Here is a 5,016-nt window from a genome sequence, read left to right as displayed (position 1 = left end):
CGACCCTTGCGCAGTAAGGGGTACGCCAAAAAAATCAAATTATTTTTTTAGACCTATATGTAATGATATTTTCTAAATTTGTTGTCCATGACAGAGCTGCAACCTTTGCACCATATCCAAACCGCCCAGAGCAACGTTTTAGCCGAACGCTTGCAGTACATTCAAATTGTAGTATTAGACTGGGATGGAGTATTTAACGACGGTACTAAATCTGCTCAAAGCTATTCTGGATTTTCTGAAATAGATGCAATGGGACTAAATATGCTTCGGTATGGTCTATGGAAAAGAAATCAAGAGATGCCTTTTTTTTACATTATTTCAGGAGAAGATAATCCTACTGCTTGGCAATTTGTGCAAAGAGAACACTTTACAGGGCTATACATAAAAATAATGGACAAAAGAAAAGCACTAGAAGAAATTGCCCAACGACACAACGTAGAATATCAGCACATTGCCTGTATTTACGATGATATCAATGATTTGAGCATGGCAAGTATGTGCGGCTTGCGATTTTTAGTAGGAAGAGAATCTAATCCACTTTTTGTGCAGTACGCCATCAAAAATAGCTTTTGTGATTATGTAACAAGACATACAGGTCATCAAAATGCTATTCGCGAAATATGCGAACTTATGTTAGGTGGTCTAAACTTGTACGATGTAGTGGTTACCGAACGTATGTTGATGAACGAAACTTACCTTCGCTACTTTACTGAACGAAATAAAGTTAAACCTATGTTATATCAATAAAAATAGGTTTATTTGCGAAGTAAGGTATGTTTAGCAATACTGAAATAGCATTTAGAAATAAAACAGACGATGAGCTTAAAAAAGCCTATCGCCTTTTCAAAATGATGAACTCTAACTTTTTGGTCAATATTGGTCCTAAGCTCATCAACATAGCGCTTAAATTGCATTTACCTGTTAAAAGGTGGATAAAGAAAACTATTTTTAATCACTTTGTGGGTGGAGAAAGTCTAAGTGATGCCCAACATACTATTGAAAAACTTTATCAATACAACGTAAAAACCATTTTAGATTATTCCGTAGAGGGTACTAAAAACGAAGAGGGCTTTGAACAAACTAAAAAAGAAATTATCAAATCTTTGGAGTTTGCACAAGGTAGAAAAGAAATTCTATTTGGAGTAGTGAAGATCACAGGAATAGGTGCAGAAAAGGTTTTAGAACATTATACGCCTCAGAATAACCTATACAAACTAGAGTTTGAAAAAATTCGCCAGCGTTTGGTAGAAATATGCGAAACAGCTAAAAGAGTTCAAGTTCCTATTTTCATTGATGCAGAACACTCTTGGTTTCAAGATAACATTGACCGACTAGCCGAAGAAATGATAGCTATCTATAACAAAGAAAAGCCTCTTGTTTATACTACTCTACAAATGTATCGTTGGGATAGACTAGACTATCTAAAAAAACAATACGAAAAAGCAAAAGCAGAAGGATATATTTTTGCTGCCAAGTTAGTACGTGGGGCATACATGGAGATAGAAAACGAACGTGCCGCAGCTATGGGTTATCCTAGTCCTATTCAAAAAAGTAAAGAAGACACAGATAGAGATTACAACTTAGCCCTAACGTTTTGCATTGAACATATTGAAAACATTGCTGTTTGTGTAGCTACTCATAATGAAGAAAGCAGTCTACTAGCAGCACAACTGATAGAGAAATACCATTTACCACACGATCATCCGCATATTTGTTTCTCACAGCTTTTGGGCATGAGCGACCACATTTCTTACAACTTAGCTAATCAAGGCTATACAACCGCTAAATATCTACCTTACGGACCTGTGGAAGCCGTTCTACCTTACTTATTCCGAAGAGCAAAAGAAAATACTTCCGTAGCAGGACAAAGCAGCCGAGAATTTGAATTGATTAAACAAGAACTCAAACGAAGACAATTACACTAAACGCAAGGTATTAGATACACTACACTTGAAACAAATTACTATCTGCTTTGAAACTTAATTTTTTAAGATAATTTTTACGTTTAGTTTCATTATTTTTTTTACCTTGCAACTGTATGAAGTACGTTGTAGATGAAGATATCACCCAAGCTTATACATTAGATACTTATTTTTACCGCAGCGCAGAGGAATTTGAACGTTCCAAAGAAAGAATTTTTGCCCGTACTTGGCAATTTGTAGAGGATACAGACAATATCAGTGTAGCAGAGCAGGTACTACCTTTGACATTATTAGAAGGTTTTTTAGATGAACCTTTACTGTTTACTCGTGATAGTCAGGATGTTTTACATTGTTTAGCTAATGTTTGTACGCATAGAGGAAATAGATTAGTAGAAGGTTGTGGCTCAATGCGGCAATTGCGATGCAAATATCATGGAAGGCGTTTCGATTTGACAGGTAAAATGCTTTCTATGCCCGAATTTGAGGGAGTAAAAAATTTTCCTTCGGAACAAGATAACCTTACGAAAGTTAATTTTTATGCTTGGACTAAGCTACTTTTTGTTAGCATCAATCCTATTGCACCCGTAGAGCGTTTTTTAGGTGAAATGCAAAAACGCCTGTTTTGGTTACCTTTGCAAAACTTTTATCTTGAACCTTCTCGTAAAAGAGAATATTTAGTCAAAGCACACTGGGCGTTGTACTGTGAAAATTACTTGGAAGGTTTTCATATTCCTTATGTACATCCTACTTTAAGCGAAGTATTAGATTACAGCAATTACATCACAGAAGTCTATGAATACAGTAATTTGCAATTAGGCATAGCCAAAGAAGGAGAAGAATACTTTGACTTACCTGCTGATTCTGTAGATTATGGCAAAAAAGTGGCAGCGTATTACTATTGGGTATTTCCTAACTTAATGTTTAATTTTTACCCTTGGGGACTTTCTATCAACGTGGTCAAGCCCATTGCACCTAACTTGACAAAGGTAGTCTTTCTGCCTTATGTTTATGATGCGACTAAACTAAGCAAAGGCGCAGGGGCAGATTTAGACCGTGTAGAACGCGAAGATGAAGCCGTAGTAGTACAAGTACAAAAAGGGATAACTTCTCGTTTATACAAAGGAGGAAGATATTCACCTAAAAGAGAACAAGGTACGCATCATTTTCACCGATTGATAGCTCAATTTATGAATGAATAACTTGCCGCTATTTGGCTTCTGCTTCTTTTGGATAAATGTAGTAATACTTTTGCGTTTTAGTGTATAAATGTTCGGGCGAAATAGCATCAGAAAATTGGCTAAATGGCACCACGGTTTTTTCCGAAGTAAGAATATAAATTTCATTTTTGCCATATACTTCATTTTCTAATAAACCCTCGGCAAAATAGTATTTCTCAAAAGGGGCTAACTGCGCATGTTGCTGTTTCTTTTGTAATAAGAATTCTTGACCAAAAGGCTGCTTAGTCATTTTAATGGCAAACAGCTTTCGGTTAATAAAACGTTGGCATAAGTCTGACAGTACAAAATCAGGATGATATAAGTTCGCTTTAATCATCAACCAAAAATCTGTATCGTCCAAGTGAATAAAATAGTGCAGTACTTCGGGATTGGACAAATCTTGAGCAGAGATTGGATTTTCAAAAAAGAATTGAACATAAGGTGAAGCAAAAACTACTTTTTTACCTTCTTCCATTAACTCTCGTATGCGCATGAGAATACCTGTTAAAATATGTTGGGCTACTATGGTTGTTTTATGTAAATACACTTGCCAATACATAATTTTTCTAGCGGTCATGAAGCGTTCTACTGAATAAAGTCCCTTTTGCTCTACTACAATTCTATCTTGATGTACATTCAAGGTTCTAATCAAGCGTTTAGCACCAATAACGCCCTCTGAAACACCGCAGTAATAGCTATCTCTTTGCAGGTAGTCCATTCTATCCATATCTAATTGAGAGGAAACCAAATCATGAAAAAAAGGTCTTTCGTACTCATTTTTGAAAATACGAATAGCTAATTCTAATTGATTATCAAACTGTTGGTTGAGATATTGCATTAAAGACAAGCTCATTTCTTCGTGATGGCATCGGAAGAGCTGTCCTTCTAAGCAGTGCGAAAAAGGTCCATGCCCGATATCATGCAGTAAGATAGCTAATACAGCAGATTGAAATTCTGTATCAGAAATATAAACACCTTTTTTGCGCAGTACTTCTAGGGCGTTAGTCATTAAATAAGTAGCTCCCAAAGCATGGTGAAAACGCGTGTGGGTAGCCCCTGGATACACAAAAGCTGACAAACCTAATTGACTAATACGGCGAAGTCTCTGAAAAACAGGTGTTTCTAAAACCTTAGCAATTATTCCCGAAGGAATCTCAACAAAACCATAGATAGGATCGCTAAATAAACGATATTCAGGCATTTTGTTGTTTGGTGTACAACTCTTCTATTTTATCCATGTCAGGTTTTAGCCGGGCGAAGTCTTCTGATGAAAGTTGTAGTCCCCTACCTAATTCTTGGATTAAAGCAATTTCTTCCTGTGTAACTATGTTATCAGCTAAAATTTTATTCATCAAGTCTTTCAGCACTTTTATTTTAAGTTCTGTCATAATTTCATCGGTAATGTTTAAGAATTTTTGCATTTGTCTAACTTCTTCCATTTCTTGCGCAGTGATGGTTCCATCTTCGCTTGCTTTTTTAATAGCTTCAAAAAGCTGCATTCTTTGTTCTGCAAGTTTATCTTCATTTTCTTCGTTAGTACCTTTCAAGGATAGATAGGCTTCGCGAATGGACTGTAAAACGTTTTTTAAGATACTCATACCGTTACAAGCACACTTCAAAAATAGCAACTTTTTAGTTATTATCAAGCCTGTTCATATTTTTATTTTTGGTCTACAAAAAGAACGATACTCAAAAGTTAAGTTTTTAATTTTTTTGGGCGTGCCCTTGTGGGCATTTCGCTACGCTCATGCCCACAAGGTCGGCGTGGGGGGGGGGGGGGGGGGGGCGGGGGGGGGGCGGGGGGGGGGCCCCCCGGGAACACCCCCCCCCCCCCACACCCCACCCCCCCAAAAAAACAACCACAAACAAAAAAAAAA

Annotated in this window: 5 protein-coding genes; 3 read left to right on the top strand and 2 right to left on the bottom strand. The window is 36.9% G+C overall.

Features of this window, described 5'->3' with window-relative positions:
• Window positions 1–87: 87 nt before the first annotated feature.
• From NZ519_11495 to NZ519_11485, 3 genes are all read left to right on the top strand, one after another.
• Complete coding sequence (locus NZ519_11495) at window positions 88–747, top strand: phosphatase (protein MCS7029377.1); 660 nt, start codon at window positions 88–90, stop codon at window positions 745–747.
• Window positions 748–773: 26 nt separating this feature from the next.
• Complete coding sequence (locus NZ519_11490) at window positions 774–1,925, top strand: proline dehydrogenase family protein (GenBank protein MCS7029376.1); 1,152 nt, start codon at window positions 774–776, stop codon at window positions 1,923–1,925.
• Between the two features lie 113 nt (window positions 1,926–2,038).
• A complete protein-coding gene (locus NZ519_11485) occupies window positions 2,039–3,121 on the top strand; it encodes an aromatic ring-hydroxylating dioxygenase subunit alpha (GenBank protein ID MCS7029375.1) in 1,083 nt (360 codons plus the stop codon).
• A gap of 7 nt (window positions 3,122–3,128) precedes the next feature.
• Here NZ519_11485 and NZ519_11480 read toward each other — a convergent pair whose 3' ends face one another.
• Window positions 3,129–4,340, bottom strand: a complete 1,212-nt coding sequence (locus NZ519_11480) for an HD domain-containing protein (GenBank protein ID MCS7029374.1) — start codon at window positions 4,338–4,340, stop codon at window positions 3,129–3,131.
• Entirely contained in the window at window positions 4,333–4,737 is a 405-nt protein-coding gene (locus tag NZ519_11475; GenBank protein ID MCS7029373.1) for a hypothetical protein, read from the bottom strand. Before NZ519_11475 ends, NZ519_11480 begins: the two co-directional genes overlap by 8 nt.
• Window positions 4,738–5,016: the final 279 nt, after the last annotated feature.

Source organism: Bacteroidia bacterium, assembly GCA_025056095.1.
GTDB lineage: Bacteria > Bacteroidota > Bacteroidia > JANWVE01 > JANWVE01 > JANWVE01.
Note: the sequence above shows the minus strand (reverse complement) of the source record. Positions and strands in the feature narration are given on the sequence as shown.

What these genes read in the sequence shown, in the direction of transcription:
- NZ519_11495 (MCS7029377.1), top strand. Translation starts at nt 88, where the DNA reads ATGACAGAGCTGCAACCTTTGCACCATATCCAAACCGCCCAGAGCAAC.
- NZ519_11490 (MCS7029376.1), top strand. Translation starts at nt 774, where the DNA reads ATGTTTAGCAATACTGAAATAGCATTTAGAAATAAAACAGACGATGAG.
- NZ519_11485 (MCS7029375.1), top strand. Translation starts at nt 2,039, where the DNA reads ATGAAGTACGTTGTAGATGAAGATATCACCCAAGCTTATACATTAGAT.
- NZ519_11480 (MCS7029374.1), bottom strand. Translation starts at nt 4,340, where the DNA reads ATGCCTGAATATCGTTTATTTAGCGATCCTATCTATGGTTTTGTTGAG.
- NZ519_11475 (MCS7029373.1), bottom strand. Translation starts at nt 4,737, where the DNA reads ATGAGTATCTTAAAAAACGTTTTACAGTCCATTCGCGAAGCCTATCTA.